20 protein-coding genes are annotated in these 21,571 nt (G+C 56.3%); 11 read left to right on the top strand and 9 right to left on the bottom strand.

Translation table 11 applies throughout. The annotated features are described in order from the left end of the window. The first annotated feature begins 205 nt into the window (after positions 1 to 205). From AQ1_RS00350 to AQ1_RS00330, 5 genes are all read left to right on the top strand, one after another. Positions 206 to 682, top strand: a complete 477-nt coding sequence (locus tag AQ1_RS00350) for a MerR family transcriptional regulator (RefSeq protein WP_081836942.1) — start codon at positions 206 to 208, stop codon at positions 680 to 682. Between the two features lie 34 nt (positions 683 to 716). After that, positions 717 to 2,507 (top strand): acyl-CoA dehydrogenase C-terminal domain-containing protein, encoded by a 1,791-nt coding sequence (locus tag AQ1_RS00345; protein WP_042082723.1) that lies wholly within the window; start codon positions 717 to 719, stop codon positions 2,505 to 2,507. A gap of 133 nt (positions 2,508 to 2,640) precedes the next feature. Beyond that, positions 2,641 to 3,849 carry an acetyl-CoA C-acetyltransferase gene (locus AQ1_RS00340; protein ID WP_042082721.1) on the top strand — a complete coding sequence of 403 codons (1,209 nt, stop codon included), beginning with the start codon at positions 2,641 to 2,643 and terminating at the stop codon, positions 3,847 to 3,849. A 23-nt stretch (positions 3,850 to 3,872) separates the two neighbouring features. Then, positions 3,873 to 6,080 carry a 3-hydroxyacyl-CoA dehydrogenase NAD-binding domain-containing protein gene (locus AQ1_RS00335; RefSeq protein ID WP_042082718.1) on the top strand — a complete coding sequence of 736 codons (2,208 nt, stop codon included), beginning with the start codon at positions 3,873 to 3,875 and terminating at the stop codon, positions 6,078 to 6,080. A 204-nt stretch (positions 6,081 to 6,284) separates the two neighbouring features. Then, positions 6,285 to 7,892, top strand: a complete 1,608-nt coding sequence (locus tag AQ1_RS00330) for a lysine--tRNA ligase (protein WP_042082774.1) — start codon at positions 6,285 to 6,287, stop codon at positions 7,890 to 7,892. 18 nt (positions 7,893 to 7,910) lie between these two features. Here the strand turns inward: AQ1_RS00330 and AQ1_RS00325 are convergent, their stop codons facing one another. The 7 genes from AQ1_RS00325 to AQ1_RS00295 form a co-directional block, all read right to left on the bottom strand. Continuing rightward, a complete protein-coding gene (locus AQ1_RS00325; protein ID WP_052370596.1) occupies positions 7,911 to 8,513 on the bottom strand; it encodes a carboxymuconolactone decarboxylase family protein in 603 nt (200 codons plus the stop codon). Between the two features lie 110 nt (positions 8,514 to 8,623). Continuing rightward, the gene (locus tag AQ1_RS00320) at positions 8,624 to 9,424 is read right to left on the bottom strand and encodes a HesA/MoeB/ThiF family protein (protein ID WP_042082715.1); all 801 of its coding nucleotides are present in this window, start codon (positions 9,422 to 9,424) and stop codon (positions 8,624 to 8,626) included. A 152-nt stretch (positions 9,425 to 9,576) separates the two neighbouring features. Next, complete coding sequence (locus tag AQ1_RS00315; protein ID WP_081836941.1) at positions 9,577 to 10,044, bottom strand: RrF2 family transcriptional regulator; 468 nt, start codon at positions 10,042 to 10,044, stop codon at positions 9,577 to 9,579. A 103-nt stretch (positions 10,045 to 10,147) separates the two neighbouring features. Further along, the gene (gene dut / locus AQ1_RS00310; RefSeq protein WP_042082711.1) at positions 10,148 to 10,612 is read right to left on the bottom strand and encodes a dUTP diphosphatase; all 465 of its coding nucleotides are present in this window, start codon (positions 10,610 to 10,612) and stop codon (positions 10,148 to 10,150) included. Positions 10,613 to 10,647: 35 nt separating this feature from the next. Continuing rightward, positions 10,648 to 11,898, bottom strand: a complete 1,251-nt coding sequence (coaBC, locus tag AQ1_RS00305) for a bifunctional phosphopantothenoylcysteine decarboxylase/phosphopantothenate--cysteine ligase CoaBC (protein WP_042082709.1) — start codon at positions 11,896 to 11,898, stop codon at positions 10,648 to 10,650. A 49-nt stretch (positions 11,899 to 11,947) separates the two neighbouring features. Beyond that, the gene (ubiB, locus tag AQ1_RS00300) at positions 11,948 to 13,495 is read right to left on the bottom strand and encodes a 2-polyprenylphenol 6-hydroxylase (protein ID WP_052370593.1); all 1,548 of its coding nucleotides are present in this window, start codon (positions 13,493 to 13,495) and stop codon (positions 11,948 to 11,950) included. A 15-nt stretch (positions 13,496 to 13,510) separates the two neighbouring features. Next, the gene (locus AQ1_RS00295) at positions 13,511 to 14,338 is read right to left on the bottom strand and encodes a class I SAM-dependent methyltransferase (protein WP_081836946.1); all 828 of its coding nucleotides are present in this window, start codon (positions 14,336 to 14,338) and stop codon (positions 13,511 to 13,513) included. Positions 14,339 to 14,506: 168 nt separating this feature from the next. On the opposite strand from AQ1_RS00295, the gene mutM reads away from it, so the two are divergent. From mutM to dnaA, 4 genes are all read left to right on the top strand, one after another. Beyond that, positions 14,507 to 15,349: a bifunctional DNA-formamidopyrimidine glycosylase/DNA-(apurinic or apyrimidinic site) lyase gene (gene mutM, locus AQ1_RS00290; protein ID WP_042082764.1), complete on the top strand. Its 843-nt coding sequence runs from the start codon at positions 14,507 to 14,509 to the stop codon at positions 15,347 to 15,349. 154 nt (positions 15,350 to 15,503) lie between these two features. Beyond that, positions 15,504 to 16,280, top strand: a complete 777-nt coding sequence (locus tag AQ1_RS00285; protein WP_042082706.1) for an enoyl-CoA hydratase — start codon at positions 15,504 to 15,506, stop codon at positions 16,278 to 16,280. 161 nt (positions 16,281 to 16,441) lie between these two features. After that, positions 16,442 to 16,708 carry a 30S ribosomal protein S20 gene (gene rpsT / locus AQ1_RS00280; RefSeq protein ID WP_042082704.1) on the top strand — a complete coding sequence of 89 codons (267 nt, stop codon included), beginning with the start codon at positions 16,442 to 16,444 and terminating at the stop codon, positions 16,706 to 16,708. A 561-nt stretch (positions 16,709 to 17,269) separates the two neighbouring features. After that, positions 17,270 to 18,886, top strand: coding sequence for a chromosomal replication initiator protein DnaA (gene dnaA / locus AQ1_RS00275; protein ID WP_462686898.1), 1,617 nt, complete (start codon positions 17,270 to 17,272; stop codon positions 18,884 to 18,886). On the opposite strand, the gene AQ1_RS00270 is transcribed toward dnaA, so the two are convergent. After that, positions 18,887 to 19,189: a transcriptional regulator gene (locus AQ1_RS00270; RefSeq protein ID WP_042082759.1), complete on the bottom strand. Its 303-nt coding sequence runs from the start codon at positions 19,187 to 19,189 to the stop codon at positions 18,887 to 18,889. Positions 19,190 to 19,194: 5 nt separating this feature from the next. Further along, complete coding sequence (locus AQ1_RS00265) at positions 19,195 to 19,782, bottom strand: hypothetical protein (protein ID WP_042082702.1); 588 nt, start codon at positions 19,780 to 19,782, stop codon at positions 19,195 to 19,197. Between the two features lie 299 nt (positions 19,783 to 20,081). Here AQ1_RS00265 and AQ1_RS00260 point away from each other — a divergent pair, with 299 nt between their 5' ends. Both AQ1_RS00260 and AQ1_RS00255 read left to right on the top strand, forming a co-directional pair. Beyond that, a complete protein-coding gene (locus tag AQ1_RS00260; protein WP_150006700.1) occupies positions 20,082 to 20,600 on the top strand; it encodes a bactofilin family protein in 519 nt (172 codons plus the stop codon). A 116-nt stretch (positions 20,601 to 20,716) separates the two neighbouring features. After that, on the top strand, positions 20,717 to 21,424 hold the full coding sequence (locus tag AQ1_RS00255) for a ParA family protein (protein WP_042082697.1): 708 nt from the start codon (positions 20,717 to 20,719) through the stop codon (positions 21,422 to 21,424). Positions 21,425 to 21,571: the final 147 nt, after the last annotated feature.

Genomic DNA, 21,571 nt, shown 5'->3' with positions numbered 1-21,571 from the left:
AGTGATCGAACCGTTGGTGTTGGCGCCGGTGCTCGCATGAAGCGTGCTCAAGGCTGGGGCTGCCTGTGGCCGGTACGATTTGAGGTATGGGGCCCTCTGCTTCCGCTCTGCCCGGCAGGGATTGGGCCTCAGTATAAAATCATATCATTTGCTATTGACGTTTACGTAAACGTTAATTATAGTGGGGGAAATTGAGGACAAACCCATGGCATCTGCAACCTATTCCATTGCCACCTTATCGCGTGAGTTTGACATCACGCCCCGGGCTTTGCGTTTTTATGAGGATCAGGGTCTGATCTCGCCCCGGCGCGAGGGGCAGACGCGGATTTATTCCAGCACGGATCGCGCCCGCATTGCCTGGATTTTGCGGGGCAAAAGGGTGGGCTTTTCTTTGGCTGAGATTGCCGAAATGCTCGATCTTTACAGCCTTGGCGATGATCGCAGCGCCCAACGCCGGGTGACACTGGATAAATGCCGGACAAGGCTTTCCGATCTGCGCGCCCAGCGGGCCGATATCGATCAGATGATCAATGAACTCACCGCTTTCACCGATCTGATCCGGGACCTGATCGATCATCCCGAACGCGAAGATCAGGCGAAAACCAAATTTCATGCAGCCCTTGGCGGCCCCGAAGGCATCGGCCCCGCCAATATGGCTGTCGTTCAATCACCGTCTTCCTAAGCATCCTTATAACCGAACCAGAAAGGGTCCATTCATGCCCACATATCGCGCCCCCGTGAAGGATATGACCTTCATTTTGAACGAGCTTTTAAAGCTCGATTCGTTCAACGATCTGCCCGGCTTCGAGGAAGCCACCCCCGATCTGGTAGCCGCCGTGCTGGAGGAAGGGGCAAAATTTTGTGAAAATGAATTGCAGCCGATCAATGCATCGGGCGATCATGAGGGTTGCACCCGCCATGATGATGGCTCGGTCAGCGCCCCCAAGGGATTCAAGGCCGCTTATGACACATATGTCGAGGGCGGCTGGCAGGGGCTGACCCAATCCCCCGAATTTGGCGGTCAGGGGCTGCCCCATGTGGTGGGCTTTGCCTTTGAGGAAATGATGATCAGCTCGAACATGGCCTTTGCCATGTATCCGGGGCTGACCGCCGGGGCCATTGCCGCTTTGAGCGCTGTGGCTTCCGACGAGATCAAGCAAAAATATCTGCCCAAAATGATCGCGGGCGAATGGACCGGCACCATGAACCTTACCGAGCCGCATTGTGGCACCGATCTGGGGATGATCCGCACCAAGGCGGTGCCCCAGGATGATGGCAGCTACACGCTTTCGGGCACCAAGATTTTCATTTCCGCTGGCGAACATGATCTGTCGGAAAATATCATCCATCTGGTGCTGGCCAAAACCCCGGATGCCCCCGATACGGTGAAGGGTATTTCCCTGTTCGTGGTGCCGAAATTCATCGTGGGCGAGGATGGATCGGTCGGTGATCGCAATGGCGTTTCCTGTGGTTCCATCGAAGAAAAAATGGGGATTCACGGCAATTCCACCTGCGTTTTGAATTATGACGGGGCCACCGGCTGGCTGCTGGGTGAAAAGAACAAGGGCCTGGCTGCCATGTTCATCATGATGAATGCGGCGCGTTTGGGTGTGGGCCTGCAGGGCCTGGGTCTGTCGGAAGTGGCCTATCAGAATGCTGCCGATTATGCCCGGGATCGCATTCAGGGTCGGGCGCTGACCGGTGCCAAAAACCCCGATGACAAAGCCGATCCGATCATCGTTCATCCCGATGTGCGGCGGATGCTGATGGATGCCCGGGCCTTTAATGAAGGCGCGCGCGCTTTGGCTTTGTGGGGCGGCTTGCAGGTGGATCTGGCCCATAAGGCCAAAACCGAGGAAGAGCGGCAACTGGCCGATGATATCGTGTCTTTGCTCACCCCTGTGATTAAGGGTGTGTTCACCGATCAGGGCTATGCCAATGCCACCAATGCCCAGCAGGTTCTGGGCGGCCATGGCTATATCCGGGAATGGGGCATGGAGCAGTTTGTGCGCGATGCCCGTATTGCGATGATCTATGAAGGCACCAATGGCATTCAGGCGCTCGATCTGGTGGGTCGCAAGCTGGGGCTGAATGGGGGCCGGGCCGTGCAAACCTATTTCAAGATCGTGGGCGGCTTTTTGAAGGACAATGGGGACGGCGACATGGCCGAATTCACCCAGCCTTTGTCGAAAGCCCTGAAGGATCTGCAATCGGCGACCATGTGGCTGATGCAGAATGGCATGAAAAACCCCGATCATGCGGGGGCTGCCGCCACCGCCTATATGCATCTGATGGGGCTGGTGGCGCTGGGCTTCATGTGGGCGCAAATGGCGAAAATTTCGCTTGAAGCCCTTGATGCAGGCACCGGCGATGCTGAATTCTATCAAAACAAGCTGATCACCGGGCGGTATTTCATGGCCCGTATCCTGCCCGAAAGCGGCACCCATCTCGCCAAGATCGAGGCCGGGGCGGATATGGTCATGGCGCTTGCGGCGGATGCTTTTTAAAAACGCATGGCAATGCCGATTTAGCCAATTTCGGCGGGCAGGGGCGGTTTGGCCTTGTCCGCTGAAGGCAGGGCCCCAAACTCTGTAAAGTCAAAGCACGAAAACAGACACACCTTCGGGAAAGGATTCTAGAATGGCCGACGCCTTTATTTATGACGCTGTGCGGACCCCGCGCGGCAAGGGCCGCAAAGACGGCAAATTGCACGAAATCACCCCCATTCAGCTTGCGACTCAGGTACTGGAAGGCCTGCGTGATCGCAATGAGCTGGATACCAGCCTTGTGGATGATGTGATTTTCGGCTGCGTTTCGCCGGTGGGTGAGCAGGGGGCCTGTATTCCCCGCGTGGCGGCGATCAATGCGGGCTATGCCGAATCGGTTGCCGGGGTGCAGATCAATCGCTTTTGCGCCTCCGGGCTTGAAGCCAGCAATATGGCCGCAGGTCAGGTGATGGCAGGCCAGGCCGATCTGATGATCGCGGGCGGTGTGGAAGGCATGAGCCGGGTGCCCATGGGATCGGATGGCGGTGCCTGGGCCACCGATCCGGCGGTGGCCATGCCCACCTATTTCGTGCCCCAGGGTATTTCTGCCGATCTGATCGCATCCAAATATGGCTATAGCCGTGATGATGTGGATGCCTATGCCATCGAAAGCCAGAAGCGCGCCAAGGCGGCATGGGATGATAAGCGCTTTGCCCGCTCGATCCTGCCGGTAAAGGATGTGATCGGCGAAGTGGTGCTTGATCATGATGAACATATGCGGCCGGAAACCGATATGCAGTCTTTGGGGGCGCTAAAGCCATCCTTTGCTGAGTTGGGGGCCAATTACGGCTTTGATTCGGTGGCTTTGCAGCGCTATCCCGAATTGGAACGCATCAATCATGTGCATCATGCGGGCAATGCATCGGGCATCGTGGATGGCTCGGCCGGGCTTTTGATCGGCAGCCGCGAGATCGGCGAACGCACGGGCATGAAGCCCCGCGCCCGCATCCGGGCCTATGCTTCGATCGGTTCGGAACCCACCATCATGCTCACCGGCCCGTCTTTTGCTGCGGAAAAAGCTTTGAAGCGCGCCGGGATGACCCCGGGCGACATTGATCTGTGGGAATTGAACGAGGCCTTTGCCGCCGTAGTTCTGCGCTTCATGGAAGCTTTGGATGTGGATCATTCCAAAATGAATGTGAATGGCGGCGCCATTGCCATGGGCCATCCGCTGGGGGCCACCGGCGCGATGATTTTAGGCACCATGGTCGATGAATTGGAGCGGTCGGGCAAATCCACGGCGCTGGTCACCTTGTGCATCGGCGCGGGCATGGGCACCGCCACCATCATCGAACGCGTTTGATCGCAAGATAGGGACAAAAGATTATGACCAAAACGATCAATTTTCGCATCGAAGACGGTGTGGCCATCATCGGTATTGATGTGCCGGGCCAATCGATGAATGTGATCACCGCCGATTTCACGTCTGAACTCGAGCAATCCATTGATAAAGTGCTGGCCGATGATGCCATCATCGGTGCCGTGATCTGCTCGGAAAAGCCCGCCTTCATGGCCGGTGCCGATCTGCGGATGCTGGGCGGCCTTTCAGCCATGGCGAAAACCGCCACACCGGGTGAGGTATTCCAGAATTCCGTGCGGCTCAACCGCATTTTGCGCAAGATGGAAACCGGCGGCAAGGATGCCAAAGAGCTTCAACGTTCAAAAACCAAGCCGTTCATTGCCGCTATCAATGGCGTGGCTTTGGGCGGGGGTTTTGAAATTCCCTTGGCCTGTCATCATCGTATCGCCGCCGATGATGGCTCGGTGAAGCTGGGCCTGCCCGAAGTGATGGTGGGGCTGTTACCCGGCGGTGGCGGCACCCAGCGCCTGCCGCGCCTGATCGGTATTCAGGCCGCCCTTCAGTTCTTATCCACCGGCAAAAACATGACCGGCAAGGAAGGGGTTGGCTTTGGGATCATCAAGGAACTGGTGGCCCGGGATCAACTGGTGGAAAAAGCAAAAGAACTGGTGAAAGCCAATCCCAAGGCGATCCAGCCCTGGGATGAAAAAGGCTTCAAATATCCCGGCGGCGGCGGTGCCATGCATCCCGGTTCAGTGCAAACCTTCATGGCCGCCAATGCCATGGCGCGGGATAAAACCTACGGCAATTATCCGGCGGTGCAATATATCCTGTCTTCGGTTTATGAAGGCTCGATCGTGCCCATGGATATGGCCATTGAGATTGAAAGCAAATATTTCACCCGTCTGATCGTTGAAGGGCAGGCGGGCAATATGATCCGGACCCTGTTTGTCAATAAAACCGCCGCTGAAAAAGGCGCGCGGCGGCCTCAGGGCTTTGACAAAATGCCCACCAAAAAGCTCGGCATGTTGGGCGCGGGCCTGATGGGCGCGGGTATTGCCTATGTCTCGGCAGCCGCGGGGATCGAGGTGGTGCTGGTTGATCGCGATCAGGCCGCGGCTGATCGGGGCAAGGATTATTCGGTGAAAATCGTCGAAAAAGCGGTGCAGCGCCGCAAGATGACGAAAGAAGACGGCGATGCCCTGCTCGCCCGCATCACCGCCACCGACGATTATTCCAAACTGGCCCATGCCGATCTGGTGATCGAGGCCGTGTTTGAAGATCGCGCCCTGAAGGCCGATGTCACGAAACGGGCACTGGCCGTGACCGGTGATGACATCATCTTTGCCTCCAATACCTCGACCCTACCAATCTCCGGCCTTGCCGAAGCCTCAACGCAGCCGCAGAATTTCATCGGGATTCATTTCTTCTCGCCGGTTGAAAAAATGCCGCTGGTAGAGATCATCACCGGCAAAAAAACCGGCGATGAAGCAATCGCTAAAGCCCTTGATTATGTGCAGCAGATCAAGAAAACCCCGATTGTGGTCAATGACAGCCGGGGCTTTTACACATCGCGCTCTTTTGGCACCTATGTGATGGAAGGCTATGCGATGGTCGCAGAAGGGATCAATCCGGCTCTCATTGAAAATGCGGGAAAGATGCTGGGCATGCCGGTTGGCCCGCTGGCTGTGGGCGATGAAGTGGCGATTGATCTGTCTTACAAGATCATGAACCAGACCAAAAAAGATCTGGGCGCCGATTATCAGGCGTCTCCGGGTGATGTGGTGGTCGATACCTTCGTTGAAAAGCTCGAACGCTTTGGCCGTAAAAACGGCAAAGGCATGTATGTTTATCCCGAAGATGGCAGCAAGAAATATCTTTGGCCGGGCATTGCCGATCATTTCCCCCGCGCCGCCGAGCAGCCAACTGTGGACGAGGTGAAAACCCGTCTGCTGTATCGGCAGATCGTGGAATGTGCCCGCTGTTTTGCTGAAGGCGTGCTGACAACGCCCGAAGATGGGGATCTGGGGGCGATTTTCGGCTGGGGCTTTGCGCCCTGGACCGGCGGTCCCTTCAGCCATATGGATTTCATCGGGTTGCCCGCCTTTGTTGCCGAAGCCGACCGGCTGGCGGATCGCTATGGCGAACGGTTCAGCGTTCCTGATCAGCTTCGCGCGATGGCCAAAAAAGGTGCCAGCTATTATCCGGCAAGCAGCGCTGTGGCGGCTGAATAAGCAGCCAGCCCTGATCATCGTTATGGAAAGGGGGGCTTTTTCAGGCCCCCTTTTTTTTGCGTCGGCCTTCGCCTTTGCCCCTGTGATTGACGGGTCGAGGCGAGAAGGTAAAAGCTTGGCTTGGAAAAAAGGCCGCGGGCGTTGTATATGCCTTTAAGCCGTGAACCATCCATTCCCCAACCCCGAACCAATGTGCATCAATTCATGACCAGCAGCAATCTCACCCCCATCCCCGCCGATCTGCGCCGCCTTGCGCAAGGCTCGAACGCCTGGCCCTTTCAGGAAGCGCAGGCCCTGATCAAACGGATCGAAACGGGCGGATCGAAAAAAGGCGAAGTGCTGTTTGAAACCGGTTATGGGCCATCGGGCCTGCCGCATATGGGCACATTCGGCGAAGTGGTGCGCACATCCATGGTGCGCCATGCCTTTTCCCTGCTCAGCGACCTGCCCACCCGGCTGATCTGCTTTTCAGACGATATGGATGGGCTGCGCAAGGTGCCCACCAATATTCCTAATCAGGAGGCCATGGCGGCACATCTGGGGAAACCGCTCACCAAAGTGCCCGATCCTTTTGGCAGCCATGAAAGCTTTGCCCATCATAATAATGCCCGGCTGTGCGCCTTTCTCGATCAATTCGGCTTCGATTATGAATTTCTCTCGGCAACCGATTGTTATCGTTCGGGAATATTTGATGAAACCCTGCTCAAGATTTTACGCAATTATGATAAGGTGATTAGCGTCATCCTTCCCACATTGGGTGAAGAACGACGCAAAAGCTATTGCCCCTTTCTGCCCATCAGCCCCAAAAGCGGTGTGGTGTTGCAAACCCCCCTGATCGCCATGGATGCCGAGGCCGGAACGGTCACCTTTCATGATGAAGAGGGCGAGGCGTTTACCGTGCCGGTCACCGGAGGCCATGTCAAATGCCAGTGGAAGGTGGATTGGGCGATGCGCTGGGATGCGCTGGATGTGGATTATGAAATGGCGGGAAAGGATCTCATCGAATCGGTGAAGCTGTCATCGGCTATTCGGCGCATCTTGGGTAGCCGACCCCCCGAAGGCTTTAATTATGAGCTGTTTCTCGATGAAAAAGGTGAAAAAATCTCCAAATCGAAGGGCAACGGTCTTACCATCGAGGATTGGCTGTCTTATGCCTCACCCGAAAGCCTGTCGCTTTATATGTACCACGCCCCCAAAAAGGCCAAGAAGCTGTTTTTCGATGTCATTCCCAAAACGGTGGATGAATATTATAGCTTTATTGTCAAATTCCACGAGGAAACACCGGAAGCGCAGCTTAAAAACCCCGCCTGGCACGTGCATCTGGGGCAGGTGCCGCATTTCGATATGCCGGTCAGCTTCAGCCTACTGCTCAATCTGGTGTCCGCCAGCCATGCGCGGGATAAAGCCGCTTTATGGGGCTTTGTGTCCCGCTATCAAAAAGGGGTTTCGGCAGCAAGCCATCCCGAGCTTGATCGTCTGATGGGCTATGCCCTAACCTATTATCGCGATTTTGTGGCCCCCACCAAATCCTTCCGGGCCCCTACGGAGATGGAGCGGGCGGCGATGGAAGATCTGCTCATCCGCCTTGATCAGTTACCAGATAATTGCGATGCCGAAACAATCCAGACTGAGGTTTATGAATCCGGCAAAAGCCAACCTTTTGATAGTTTGCGCGATTGGTTCAAAGCACTTTATGAAACCCTGCTCGGACAAAGCCAGGGGCCGCGCTTTGGCGGCTTCATCGCGCTTTATGGCCTTGAAAACAGCAAGGCCCTGATCCGCGATGTGCTGGCTGGCAAAAGCCCGGGATAAGGCAGGCTATCAAGCCTGTTATTCGCTGATCACGCCAAGCTGCACCCCATAGCCGCGATAATGGCGAGTGTTCAGGTCTTTTTGATTGGCAGCCTTGCGCTCTTCGATAGGCTGGGCGCGCACGGCTTCAAGGCGACGGGCGTAGAAATCATTGAAATCATCCACACCCATGCCCAAAATCACCCGATTCATATAATTGAACAAGGCGGCCACCTTATTGGTATCTGCCACCGCCGTTTCATCCCAGCCGGCATCCAGAATGGCCGCTACGTCAGCGGCGGTGACATCGGATGGCCGGATCGTCAGCTTGCCGGCATAGGCCAGGATCGGCCGCAGGGCATCATCGATGGGGGCGGTCGCCAGATCATCCAGCAAAGCCGGGGTCACATCCGGGGCAAATCCATAGCTTTCTGCATAAACCCGGTGCGCATTATAACAAAAATGGCAGTGATTGAGGCCCGAAACATAAGCAGCGATCAATTCACGCTCACCGATGCTGAGGGGGCTTTCACCGCGCAAAACAACATCATGAAAATCAAAAAGAGGCTCCCAGGCGACGGGAAAGCCCTTGATCACATCCGACAGATTGGTTTTCCTGGGCAAAGACGGTAAAAACGACATAAACGGTCCTTCAGTTTATTGTTTGACTATCATACAAGTTTAACCGCTGGGTTTTTATCCGACAAGTGATCGATCCCACCCTTCACGCTTCTGAGATCGCGGTCTTGGACTCAGCCTCTTGAGATCGAAGCGGGCCGAGACTGATGCGCCATGCCGGGATCAGAACAGATTGCACAGGCCGGATCTTTTCCCAGACCCACGGTTCGGGTGATGGCATCCCGGGCATTGAACAGAATCATCCGTCCAGCCAGACTCTCCCCCACATTCATCAGTTCGCGCATAGCCTCTAAAGCAGCCCAGCTTCCCATCACCCCGGCCACCGCCCCCAAAACCCCCGTTTCCGCACAGGATTTCTGCGCTTCATCCGCAGGGGGGGCAGGTACCAGACATTGATAGCAGGGGCGATCCGGAAGATATCCCTTGAACACCGAAAGCTGCCCTTCAAAAGGTCCGATGGCCGCTGAAACCAGCGGAATTTCCAAAGCCACCGCCGCTTCATTCACCGCCAGCCGGGTGGTAAAATTATCCGATCCATCAAGGATCAGATCATAGCCTGCAAGCAAAGAAACGGCATTGCCCGCATCAAGGCGTATCTCATGCACATCAACCGCAACATCGGGATTGATCGCCCCCAAACGTTCGGCCGCCGCCTGCCCTTTGGATCGCCCAATATCCGATGTGCCATAAAGGATCTGGCGCTGCAGATTCGACAGGCTCACCCGATCATCATCGAGAATACCAAGATGGCCAACGCCTGCAGCAGCCAGATAAAGGGCTGCGGGCGAGCCGATCCCCCCGGCCCCGATGAGCAAGACCCTGGACGCCAGCAAACACCGCTGACCGGACCCGCCCACATCATGCAGGATAATGTGCCGGGCATAGCGCTCCAGCTGCTGATCTGATAGCTCCATAATCCCTCAATGGCGACCAGAGCACTCGTTCATCAAGAGCACTCGTTCATCCGTGTCCGACCAGAAATATGACGCTCTTATATTAGAGGATCACAAGGCCGGATGCCACAGTTCAATGCGCCGCGGGTATTGATCGAGAGAGGAGCTGAAACTTACGCTCTCTGCAAAATTTGGGCAGGGCTGGCGCTATGATCGCTCGTGTCAGAATTGCCTGCTTGTGCCTGCTGTAACAGATCTGCAACCAGCACGCGATCAAGACGCTCCATCACTTCGCGATCAAGGCCTTCGAAAATCGGCAGCACGATCAATTCGCCCAGTTCTGATGCACTTTCATGCTCATTGCTTTCATCGCCGCCATCCAAACCCCGGATCACCCCGACGATTTCGCCGATGCTGATCCGTTCCGCCGGACGGGCAAGACGATAGCCCCCGCGCGGCCCCCGCACGCCTTTCAGGATATCGCATCGCACCAAACGCTGAAGAACCTGCTCCAGATAGCGTTCGGGAATTTGCTGGCGTCCGGTAATTGCACGCGATTGCACTGGCGCTGTTTTGCCATGAAGCGCAACATAGACAACCGCTTCAACCGCATAGATCATCTTTTTAGAGAATTTGAACATTTCCTATACTCAACCCTACATTGATATTATCAGACATAAAACATATGTATTTTGGTTGACAGAAAGTTCAGATCACGTCCAATCACGCATCCGCGAAGTCTGTTCACAATCCCGTAGACCCAAAGCCGCCCTTGCCACGATCCGTTTCACCTATATCTTGTGTTTCCACAACTTTTACCTGCAGCACGGGGGCAACCACCATCTGCGCAATGCGCTGACCACGTTCTATCGTAAAAGCTGTATCTCCGTGATTAATAATAATAATATTAATCTCACCACGATAATCGGCATCGATGGTGCCCGGGGCATTCAGGACCGTGATGCCATGTTTGATCGCCAAACCGGACCGCGGCCTGATCTGGGCTTCAAAACCGACGGGCAAGGCCATCGCCAAACCGGTTGGAATCAGCGCTCTTTGGCCGGGGAGCAGGGTTTTTGGGCTCTCCAGAGCCGCCAGCAGATCCATTCCGGCGCTGTCTTTGGTGGCATAGGATGGCAGATCCAGCCCTTGGGCATGGGGTAGACGCATGATGGGGATGCAAACGTTTTCATCTGGGGATTTCAGCATCGGATCGCTCTTTCATGATGCAAATTCTTATCAAATCAGTGAATTTCAGCGCGCGACTCGGCGGCCTCGCCTGAGGGGCTTTTCTGGAAATGATCGGCAATTCTGAGGGCCAGCCTTTGTGCGATGGCGTGCTTGCTCGTCTGTTCCCAGCGTTCCGTGCCCGCATCGCTGATCAGAGTAATGGCATTCTCATCACCCCCCATCACGCCGCTGCCATAAGAGACATCATTGGCCACAATCCAATCGCAGCCCTTGCGCTGTCTTTTCGCCTCGGCATGGGCCAGCAGCTTTTCGGTTTCAGCAGCAAATCCGACCATCAGCTTTGGACGATCCGCCCCCAGACCAGACAAGGTGGCGAGAATATCGGGATTTTCAGCGAATTGCAGCACCGGGGCTTTGCCATCATCCGTTTTCTTGATTTTTTGCACACCCGCCCCCACGACTTTCCAATCCGCGACCGCCGCCACGCACAGGGCCATATCGGCTGGCAAGGCCGCCAAACTGGCCGCCAGCATCTCATCCGCACTCACCACATCGATCCGCTCCACGCCTTTTGGGGTTTCAAGCCCCACAGGACCCGAGACCAGGGTGACCCGGGCCCCGAGTGCGGCCAGCGCCCCGGCAATGGCAAAGCCCTGTTTCCCAGATGATCGATTGGCGATATAGCGCACGGGATCGATCTGTTCCTGGGTGGGGCCGGCTGTAACCAAAGCATGAAGCCCGGATAGCGGTAATCCTTTCGGACCCGAAAAGAATGATTTGACAGCGGCAAGGATCTCTTGCACCTCGCTCAGGCGGCCCGCGCCGATCTCGCCACAGGCCATCAGACCGCTGGCAGGGCCAACGAAAGACACGCCATCCGCCTCAAGCATGGCGCGATTGCGCCGGGTGGCCGGATGCGCCCACATTTCCACATTCATCGCCGGGGCGATCATCACCGGCTTATCGGTAGCCAAAAGCGCCGTACTGGCCAGATCATTGGCCAGCCCATGGGCCATTTTGGCCATCAGATCAGCGGTTGCGGGGGCCACCAGCACCAGATCGGCTTCCCGCGAAAGGCGGATATGGCCCATTTCCGCTTCGTCGGTGAGGGAAAACAGATCCATATAGCATTTATCCTGGCTGAGGCTGGAGACAGCCAAAGGGGTGACGAATTGCGCCCCGGCACTGGTAAGGATACAGCGCAGCCGCGCCCCTTCATCTTGCAGCCTGCGAATGAGCTCCAGGGATTTATAGGCCGCAATCCCGCCTCCGATGATGAGCAAAATGCGTTTTCCATGCAGCACGGCGTGTCACCCTTTCCAGCTTCTTTTGAAATCGGCCGTTTTATTCCGTTCACAAACGGCCCACAATCCATCCCAACAAAACCGCCCCTATGGCCAGCAGTGCATAGCCCGGCCAGCCTTCCAGTTCCATCCGCTCCGGCCTTGGGCGATCTTTTTCGTCGCGCCTTTTCGTTTCCAGATCCTCCATCAGATCCGAAGCGCGGCGCACGAGCTTTGGCAAAAGGCCCAGGCTTTCGATCACCGCGTTCACATGATCGGCCAGCGCCACTTCGGGGCTGAGTTGATCGCGCATCCAATCTCCGATCACCGGACGCGACAAAGCCCACATATTCGCTTCGTGATCCAGATGGAGCGCCATGCCTTCCACCATCACCATCGAACGCTGCAAGAGCAATAATTGCGGCTGGGTTTCCATGCCAAAGGCTTCGGTGGTGGCAAAAAGCTGCCCCAAAAGCCGTCCGGCTGAAACCGAGCGCACCGGCCGCCCGAAAATGGGCTCGGCCACCGCGCGCATGGCCTGGGCAAAGGTTTCTTCGGATTGATCGGCCGGCACATAACCCGCCGAAAAATGCCAGCGCGCCACCCGGCGATAATCCTTTTGCAAAAAGCCATAAAGAATTTCCGCCAGATAACGTCGGGACTCCCGATCAAGCCGCCCCATGATGCCGAAATCCAGGGCCACCACATTGCCCTCGGCATCCACAAACAGATTGCCCTGATGCATATCGCCATGAAAAAATCCATCGCGCATGGCCTGCAATAAAAAGGCCCGCACGATGGTGGAGGCCAAAGCCCGGCGATCCAATCCCGCCGCATCGAGGCGATCCACATCGCTCAAGGGAATGCCATCGATCCATTCCAGGGTCATCATATGGCCGGTGGTGCGCTCCCAATCGATCAGCGGGATGCGATAGCCCGGTTCACCCGCCATATTTTCCGCGAGTTCGGAAGCCGCCGCGGCTTCCAGCCGCAGATCAAGCTCGCTCGCCACCGTTTGCACCACCGTTTCCACCACCGCCACCAGCCGCAGCCTTCGGGCTTTTGGCACGGTGCGTTCAGCAAAACGGGCGAACCATGAAAAAGCCGCCAGATCGCGTTCAAAGGCGGCTTCGATCCCCGGACGCAAAACCTTGACCGCCACCGCCATGCCCTCAGGCGTGCGCGCTTTATGAACTTGCGCAATCGAGGCGGCGGCCACGGGTTCGGGGGAAAATTCGGCAAAGCACTCTTCAAGGGGGCGGCCCAGTTCGGCCTCGATGATGGCCCGGACCCGATCCGCCGGGAAAGGGGGCAGGCGATCTTGCAATTGGCGCAGATCCAAAGCCACATCATGGCCGATCAGATCGGGCCGGGTGGCCAGCATCTGGCCCAGCTTGATATAGGCGGGGCCCAGATCCTGCAAGGCGGCGGCCAGCCTTTTGCCCCGCCTTTCGGCCAGCCCCTTGCGACGGCGGACAAAGCGCGTGGCCAGCCGCACGATCAGCTTCAAACCCGCCGGCGCGCGCCCCACATCATCGATCCAGAATAAAGCATCATGACGCGCCAAAGCACGGGCCACGGCCAAAAATCGCAAGATATGGCGCAAGGATTCAAACACGATAAAGCCCTTTGATCACAGCTTCCAGCCGCTGTGGATGGCGCAAACACCGCCCGATAAAAGCCGATGGCTGAGCTTGCTGAACCCTGCCCTGCCGCACATGGCCTCAAATGTCAAAGGATCGGGAAAACGGCGGATGCTTTCCACCAGATAGCGATAGGATGGCGCATCATCAGCCAGCCATTGGCCAAAGCGCGGGATCATTGCATCGCTATAGCGGGCATAAAGCCGATCCAGAAGGGGCAGGGCCAGATGCGGGCAAAATTCAAGACACAGGAAATGCCCGCCATATTTGAGCACCCGATAGGCTTCCGACAGGGCTTCATCGATCCGCGTGACATTACGAATCCCAAAAGCAATCGTATAGGCATCCACCGTTTGATCGGGCAGGGGCAGATGCTGGGCATCGCCGCACAACCAATCCATGCGGCCTTTTATCCCCAGCTTTTCAGCCCGCTGGCGGCCCACCCCCAGCATCGCATCATTGATATCCAGAATGGTCACATGGCCCTGGCCGCCAGCCCCTTTCAAGTCGCCCGCCCCTTTCAAAAAGCGAAAGGCAATATCCCCGGTGCCCCCGGCCACATCAAGAAGATGCATTCCGGCGCGGGGATTGAGGCTGTCGATGAGGCTCGATTTCCACAGGCGATGCAGGCCGCCGCTCATCACATCATTCATCAGATCATAGCGCCCGGCCACGCTTTTAAACACATCATGCACCCGCCGGGCCTTGTCGGCTTCGGCCACCGGCTGATTGCCAAACCATGCGGTTTTACCCGCAGGATCGGCGGTTTGTTCCGGATCGTTGGGAAGCGGGGGGTGGGTTGGGGTTTGGGCGGTCATTTCCGTGCTCTGGCTGTGGCTTGACATAGGGTCTCGTCCATGTGATTGCGGCCCGAACATAGCGAAGCTTTTCCTGTGATACCAGCATGCGATAGCAGCAAAGGGCGCTGGCAAAGGCGCAATGGATCGGCTTTAACTGATTTCGCACCCCATAGAACGGATCTGGCCATGCCCGAATTGCCCGAGGTTGAAACGGTTTGTCGCGGCTTGCGCCCGGTTCTGGAAGGGGCTGAGATCACCCGGCTGCTGACCCGGCGCGAAGGGTTGCGGCGGCCCTTTCCCCCTGATCTGGCGCAAAGGCTGGTGGGGCGGCGGGTGGCCGGGGTCAGCCGCCGGGGCAAATATATCCTGATCGAGATGGATGGCGGTAATGCCAGTGTTCTGATCGTGCATCTGGGGATGTCGGGGCGGGTGAAGGTGGATCTGCCGGGGTGCGCTCACCGGGAGCCGGGGCGGCATGATCATCTGATCATCCAAACCCGGGAAGGCACCCAGATCATGCTCAATGATGCCCGCCGATTCGGTCTTGTCGCCCTTGCCGATGCGGCAAGCCTTGCAGATCATCCGCTATTGGGGCATTTGGGCCCCGAACCCTTCAGCGATGGCCTTGATGCGGCCTATTTGCTTGGCGCGTGCCAAAAGCGCGCCACATCGATGAAAATGCTGTTGATGGATCAGCAGGTGATCGCCGGGCTTGGCAATATCTATGTGAGCGAATCGCTTTATCGGGCCGGGATTTCGCCCCGGCTGAAGGCCGCCCGCCTCAGCCGCAAACGCGCCGGAGCCTTGATCGAGGCGCTGCGGGCGGTTTTGGAGGAAGCGATTCTGGCGGGAGGCTCCAGCCTGCGCGATCATGCCGGGATCAATGGCGAACTGGGCACATTCCAGCATGGTTTCAAAGTTTATGGCCGCGCTGATGAGGCCTGCCTTTCGGACGATTGCGGGCAATCCATCAAACGAATCATCCAGGCCGGGCGTGCTACATTCTATTGCCCGGGCTGCCAGCGCTAGGCCCGAGAACCACAGCGATGAGCGGGCCCTGATGGGGGGATGGCAAACATATTTTGCAATAGCCGCCGCTTGGGGCTAAGCAGGGTCGCCTGAACGGTCGGGCCGCTGGCCTGATCATCCTGATCGCAAGTCCGCACAACAGATGAGGTGCGCCATGTCTTATGAAACCATCCTTCTCGACAAGCGCGAGGCTGTCGGCATCATCACGCTCAATCGCCCAAAGGCGATGAATGCGCTCAATAATCAGTTGATGGATGAGTTGACTGCAGCCCTGCGCGATCTGGAAGGCGATGATGAGATCGGCTGTATCCTGATCACCGGCAGCGACAAGGCTTTTGCCGCCGGGGCCGATATCAAGCAGATGGCCGATAAAAGCTATCGCGATGTTTTCATGGAAGATTTCATCAGCGCCAATTGGGAAGAAGCGAGCCGTGTGCGCAAGCCGATCATTGCCGCCGTTGCGGGCTATGCTTTGGGTGGCGGCTGCGAACTGGCGATGATGTGCGATTTTATCATTGCCGCCGATACGGCCAAATTCGGCCAGCCCGAAATCACCATCGGGGTGATCCCCGGCGCCGGGGGCACCCAAAGGCTGACCCGCTTCATCGGCAAATCCAAAGCCATGGATATGGTGCTCACCGGTCGCCATATGGATGCTGCAGAAGCTTTGGCCTCGGGTTTGGTGGCGCGGGTGGTGCCGGCGGATGATCTTTTGGATGTGGCGCTGGATGCCGCCGAAAAAATCGCCGGCTTTTCCCGCCCGGCGGTGATGATTGCCAAAGAATCGGTCAATCGCGCCTATGAAACCACCTTGAATGAGGGCATGCGCTTTGAACGCCGGGTCTTTCATTCGCTCTTTGCCTTTGAAGATCAAAGCGAAGGCATGGCGGCTTTTATAGAAAAACGGCGTCCGCAGTTCAAAAATCGCTAAAAAGCAGCCGGGAAGGGCGGAACGGCAGTTGACCTTGTTCGCTGTCCCCTCTATAGAGCGCATCTTAGTTTTGAAGGGCAGAGTCTGCCATGCGGGGTGATCCGCAAGAAGCACGGGCTCTTTTGTTTGTCCTCGTTTGATTGTCTGAGAAGGTTTTAGATATGGCCAATACGCCGCAATCGAAAAAGCGCGTCCGTCGCAATGATCGCCGCACCGTTATCAATACGGCGCGCCGTTCCCGCATTCGCACCTTTATCAAAAAGGTTGAACTGGCCCTTGAATCAGGGGATCAGGCAGCGGCTGCCGATGCGTTCAAGGTGGCTGAACCCGAAATCAAACGGGGTGTTTCCAAAGGCGTTTTGCATAAAAATACGGCCTCGCGCAAAGTGTCGCGGCTTTCGCGCCGGATCAATGCCCTTAGTGCTTGAGGTCTTGGGCGTTTGAAGTTTTGAGCGCTTGCGGCGTTCAATCTGAACATTAAAGCCCAAGAATATAATAAGAGCCTGCATTCTCGCGAATGCGGGTTTCTTGTTTTTGTGCGCCTCTTGGGCTGAACCGCAGGGGTCCCGATTCGACGACCAAGCCACATTTTCTGCGATCACGCTCAAGTTCACAACTCGTTATGCGTGTAATCAGCGGCTGTTGATCCTGCCCTTCCCCCTCTCCACCTCTCTGTGGGTCTGCATCCACCCTATATATGGTAGGCACCCCCCCGTGCACTGCATAGGGCCTTCAGAATCTGCATCTCAGCCCATGGAATCGGTTGCAGCCAATCCATGCGGGATGTAGCTTCTGTGGTCATGCTGGACGAGGCAAAGAAATAGAAACTGTTCAAATGTATTAAAATACAATCAAATGAACAGAATAAGTGATGCGATAGATTGCGAATAATATTCGTCCAACAATTACGATAGAGCAGCGTTTAAATATGCCGAAAGGCATGCCGCTTTTATGCGAATAATGATACCTTTGTTTTCTATAGAGTGACTATGAAACAAGGGATGGGTGCAGATCGGGGAACAGGCGTGGCCAATCCTAAAGCCGAAACACAACAGACGCCGGATCAGCAAATGGGGCATGATCATGAGCATTGGCGTTGGGTTCAAAGCCAGTTGAAGCGTGAATATGGCCAGGCGCAATTTGATCGCTGGCTCAGGCCCTTGCAATTATCCACGATCAGCGGCGGCATCGCCCGGCTCAGTGTCCCCACTGATTTCATGCGCGATTGGGTGGAACGCAATTATCTCAACCGCATCCGATCCCTGTTGGCGACTGGCCCCGATCCGATTGCTGATGTGTGTGTTGATGTGGTTTTGGATGATGGGGAAGATCTGTCTGCCAAGTTTCAGCAGAATGGGCTTCAGCAGAATGGGCTTCAGCAAAATGGTCCCCAGCAGAATGGCGCGTCTTTGAATGGCGCGCGGCCCAATCAGCCGGGTATCAGCCCCGCAACCCATGCCAATGCCCGGCTGGGTTCCGCCATCAAAAGCTATGCCAGTGGGCAGCGTGCAGCGGCCGCGCCAACACAAGACCCGGGCCTGCAGGCGCATAATCAATCCATGGCCGATGGGGTCGAGGGTTTGGGCGGACGGCTGGAGCCCCGCTATAGCTTCGAAACCTTTGTGGTGGGCAAATCCAATGCCTTTGCCCATGCTGCGGCCCGCCGGGTGTCGGAATCCCAAAGTGTGCCGTTCAATCCCCTGTTTTTGCATGGCGGTGTGGGGCTGGGGAAAACCCATCTGATGAACGCCATTGCCTGGGAATATTCCCGGCTCTATCCCGGTCGCCGGGTGATGTATATATCGGCTGAAAAATTCATGTATCAGTTCATCGCATCCGTGCGTTATCGCGATACCATGTCGTTCAAGCAGCAATTTCGCTCGGTGGATCTTTTGATGCTGGATGATTTCCAGTTCATCGCCAACAAGGATTCGACGCAGGAAGAATTTTTCCACACCTTCAACGCCCTGATCGAAAGCCAAAAGCAGCTTATCATTTCCGCCGATCGCTCGCCCACCGATCTGGAAGGTTTTCAGGAACGAATCGTTTCGCGGCTGGGCTGGGGGCTGGTGGCGGATATTCACCCCACCGATTATGAATTGCGGCTGGGGATTTTGCAAAGCAAGGCGGAAGCCTTGAGCGATCTTGAAATTCCGATGGATATTCTTGATTTTCTGGCCCGCAAAATCACCTCGAATGTGCGCGAGCTGGAAGGCGCGCTCAATCGGGTGGTGGCTTATGGCCAGCTCGTGGGTCGCGCCATCACTATCGATGTGGTGCGCGAAGTGCTGGCTGATCTGTTGCGGGCCAATGATCGCAAGATCAATATCGATGATATTCAAAAAGCGGTGGCCGATCATTATAATCTGCGGGTGAGCGAAATGCTCTCGGAACGGCGCTCACGCAATATCGCCCGCCCGCGTCAGGTGGCCATGTATCTTGCCAAGAAGCTGACCCAGCGATCCCTGCCCGAGATTGGCCGCAAATTCAGCGGGCGCGATCATACAACGGTGATCCATGCGGTGAAAAAGATTGATGATCTGCGCCATTCCGATGCCACATTGGATGATGATCTCACCCGCCTCACCCGCCGCCTTCAGGGCTGATCACCCTCCGTCATCCAGCAAGGCGCGCAAAAATGTGCGATAGGCATCAAAAGCCTTTCGGCCTTCGGCGGATAGCATCAGGCGGGTGCGGGGCCGCTTGGCTTTGAAATCCTTGATGACCTCGATATAGCGAGCCTTTTCAAGGGCGGTGATATGGCCGCCCAGATTGCCATCACTGGCCCCGGTCAGGATTTTCAGATCACGAAATTCCAGCATGGCCCCAGGATCGAGAGGGAAAAGTGCGGCCATGATGCGGGTGCGCACGGGTTGATGAATGATGCGGTCGGGTTGTTCCTCGGTCATATCGCTCACCATGTCCGCATCCAAAGGCCGCCCAGAACCAGTGCACCGCCCCCTGCCACGGCCATGATCAGATTAAAATGGGCGGGCAGGATGAAGGCGGCCAGAATCACCAGCAGTGCCACCGCCACCCCCACGAAAGCCAGTCTGGATTTGCCTGACCAGATCCCCGTAATGGCATAAATAGCGGCGACAATCAGGGGAAAAAGGCTCCCCATCTGGCGCGGATCAAGGGGTGGCAGCAAAGCAAAGAGAATGAAGAAAAACACAAAGCCCACAAGGCTGGATAAAGCATAATTCAACACGCCTTTCTGCGCTGATGTGTGCAGGCCACGCAGGGATCGCGCCCCCAGCCAGCCGCTGGCGGGAATGCCTATGATCAGCAAAGGCAGCCAATGCCATTGGGGGCCGCTGATCAGGGCATTGAGGCTGTAGCCCACAAACCAGATGATGCCCCACAAAAGCAGATGCGGCGCGGTGGCACGATAGCCAAGGCCCAGATGGGTGCGCTCCATGGTGCCGGCGATGTCCTTTAAGGTTTGATCGGCTTCGGCACGGCTGATTTTCGTGCTGTTGTCTTCTAAAGAGTCGGTCATCAATAATTCCTTCAATCAGATAACTCTGAATAAAAGAGTAATCTGATGTGTATTATCCTGTCAAGGGGCTGAAAAGGCGATTGTCGGGATGCGGATTGCTGCCCGATCCCGAAAATTTAACCAAAAAGTGACACCAAGCGATGATTGTCTGCTTGTGCTGGGCTATTGTGTGCGGGAACGTCTCGCCAAATTGCTTTAAACTGTTTAGAAGCATTAGGATGATGCATCCCGGATCGGCCATCCGGTTTTGAAACGAGGGGCGTTTTGGGCATCGTGCCAGCAGATTGGAGACAGAAAAAATGACCGAAAAAGCCAACAAGCCGGATTATTATGAATTTTTCGTCGGCGAGCACAGCTCGATGGAAGGGGCGGAAATGTCGATCACCGGCACCGCCCGCATCGATGGCAGGCTCACCGGAAAAATCTATGCCGATCATCTGATCGTGGGGGAAACCGGCTATGTTGCAGGCGAAATCTCGGGCCAAAGCGCCGAGATCAGCGGCACATTGGAGCAATCCATTACCCTCAAGAAAAAACTCAAAGTGATGAAATCGGGGCGGGTCAGCGGCCGCATTTCCTATGGCAGCATCGATATCGATGAAGGGGCCACCATCACCGGCGAGCTGCATACCGATAGCGACAAGACCAGCGGTGTTTTCACGGATAATGAATCCCGATTGAATCAGGTTTCAAAAGCTTTGGGCTTTGCATCGGGCAGTGAAGCCCCGCGTCCGCCCGCCTATCCCGAAGAAAGGCCACAGGCCCCGGGCAACCCCACTTATGACAATGGTCGTCCCGACGATAAATACGACGATTGATCCCGAGAGGAAAACCGGGTCGGCGATGATGCCGACCCAAAGAGATCATCAGGGTGCGGCTTCAAGGCAGATCATGCGATCCTTGTATTTTCATCTGACCAAAAACGGAATGTTTGATGGCGCGTGAACGAACGATTCCCGCCGTTATTTTTGCCAATGCAAAAGGCGGTGTCGGCAAAAGCACGCTTGCCCTTCTCACCGCCCTGTGCATGGCGGCGCAAGGTAAGCGCATCTGCTTCATCGATCTCGATCAGCAGAAATCCGGCGAAAAATCCCTTGCCCGCTTCATCGGTGATGGCCGCATCGATGTGGCGCATGTGGAATGGCCCGGGCGTGACAGCTATGAAGCCTATGAACGCCTGTTTGATCCCACCCATGCGATCGATAATGACCGGTTCGATCTGATCGTGATCGATACGCCGGCCGGGATCGATCCTGATGATCTGCTGTTTTTATCCGCCTTTGATCTGATCCTCATCCCCACATCCTCATCGGATATGGATCTCAATGCCACCCAGCGTTTCGTGGGGCGGCTTTTGCAAAGCGGTGCCATGCAGGCTGGCGAGCGCCGAACGCTTCAGATCATGCTTGCCCCCAATATGATCGATGATCTTGAAGATCTGCGGCAGGTTCGCACCCAGATCCGCACGATCGGGACCATGCCGCCGGTGCATTATTCCGCCGATGTGCGCCGGGCGATGCAGTCTTATGTGGGGGAAATGAAAATCGTTGAGGCGATCCGCGCAAATAAGGAATTTTTCAGTCGCCTGATGGTGTGGCTCACCCAGGCCCAAACCCGCGCCGATCTCGCATCCCGGCCTTAGGGCGCGACCGATCCGTCGCCCTTGTGCCGCCCTTCCTCCACCCTAGCCGGGAAAGCGATCAAAAAACCGGCGCATATCGCGTGTAAACCTAAAAAAAACGGCTGTCAGAACGTGGATTTCTGCTATGGTTCCTGCCTTGAGCCGGTC

The organism is Iodidimonas nitroreducens, from assembly GCA_000710935.1.
Classification (GTDB): domain Bacteria; phylum Pseudomonadota; class Alphaproteobacteria; order Sphingomonadales; family Rhodothalassiaceae; genus Iodidimonas; species Iodidimonas nitroreducens.
This window is presented reverse-complemented; position numbering and strand designations above follow the sequence as displayed.

Bases quoted from the DNA above. Each gene is read 5' to 3' on its own strand.
- AQ1_RS00350 (WP_081836942.1), top strand. From the start codon at position 206: ATGGCATCTGCAACCTATTCCATTGCCACCTTATCGCGTGAGTTTGAC.
- AQ1_RS00345 (WP_042082723.1), top strand. From the start codon at position 717: ATGCCCACATATCGCGCCCCCGTGAAGGATATGACCTTCATTTTGAAC.
- AQ1_RS00340 (WP_042082721.1), top strand. From the start codon at position 2,641: ATGGCCGACGCCTTTATTTATGACGCTGTGCGGACCCCGCGCGGCAAG.
- AQ1_RS00335 (WP_042082718.1), top strand. From the start codon at position 3,873: ATGACCAAAACGATCAATTTTCGCATCGAAGACGGTGTGGCCATCATC.
- AQ1_RS00330 (WP_042082774.1), top strand. From the start codon at position 6,285: ATGACCAGCAGCAATCTCACCCCCATCCCCGCCGATCTGCGCCGCCTT.
- AQ1_RS00325 (WP_052370596.1), bottom strand. From the start codon at position 8,513: ATGTCGTTTTTACCGTCTTTGCCCAGGAAAACCAATCTGTCGGATGTG.
- AQ1_RS00320 (WP_042082715.1), bottom strand. From the start codon at position 9,424: ATGGAGCTATCAGATCAGCAGCTGGAGCGCTATGCCCGGCACATTATC.
- AQ1_RS00315 (WP_081836941.1), bottom strand. From the start codon at position 10,044: ATGTTCAAATTCTCTAAAAAGATGATCTATGCGGTTGAAGCGGTTGTC.
- dut (WP_042082711.1), bottom strand. From the start codon at position 10,612: ATGCTGAAATCCCCAGATGAAAACGTTTGCATCCCCATCATGCGTCTA.
- AQ1_RS00295 (WP_081836946.1), bottom strand. From the start codon at position 14,338: ATGACCGCCCAAACCCCAACCCACCCCCCGCTTCCCAACGATCCGGAA.
- mutM (WP_042082764.1), top strand. From the start codon at position 14,507: ATGCCCGAATTGCCCGAGGTTGAAACGGTTTGTCGCGGCTTGCGCCCG.
- AQ1_RS00285 (WP_042082706.1), top strand. From the start codon at position 15,504: ATGTCTTATGAAACCATCCTTCTCGACAAGCGCGAGGCTGTCGGCATC.
- rpsT (WP_042082704.1), top strand. From the start codon at position 16,442: ATGGCCAATACGCCGCAATCGAAAAAGCGCGTCCGTCGCAATGATCGC.
- dnaA (WP_462686898.1), top strand. From the start codon at position 17,270: ATGAAACAAGGGATGGGTGCAGATCGGGGAACAGGCGTGGCCAATCCT.
- AQ1_RS00270 (WP_042082759.1), bottom strand. From the start codon at position 19,189: ATGACCGAGGAACAACCCGACCGCATCATTCATCAACCCGTGCGCACC.
- AQ1_RS00265 (WP_042082702.1), bottom strand. From the start codon at position 19,782: ATGACCGACTCTTTAGAAGACAACAGCACGAAAATCAGCCGTGCCGAA.
- AQ1_RS00260 (WP_150006700.1), top strand. From the start codon at position 20,082: ATGACCGAAAAAGCCAACAAGCCGGATTATTATGAATTTTTCGTCGGC.
- AQ1_RS00255 (WP_042082697.1), top strand. From the start codon at position 20,717: ATGGCGCGTGAACGAACGATTCCCGCCGTTATTTTTGCCAATGCAAAA.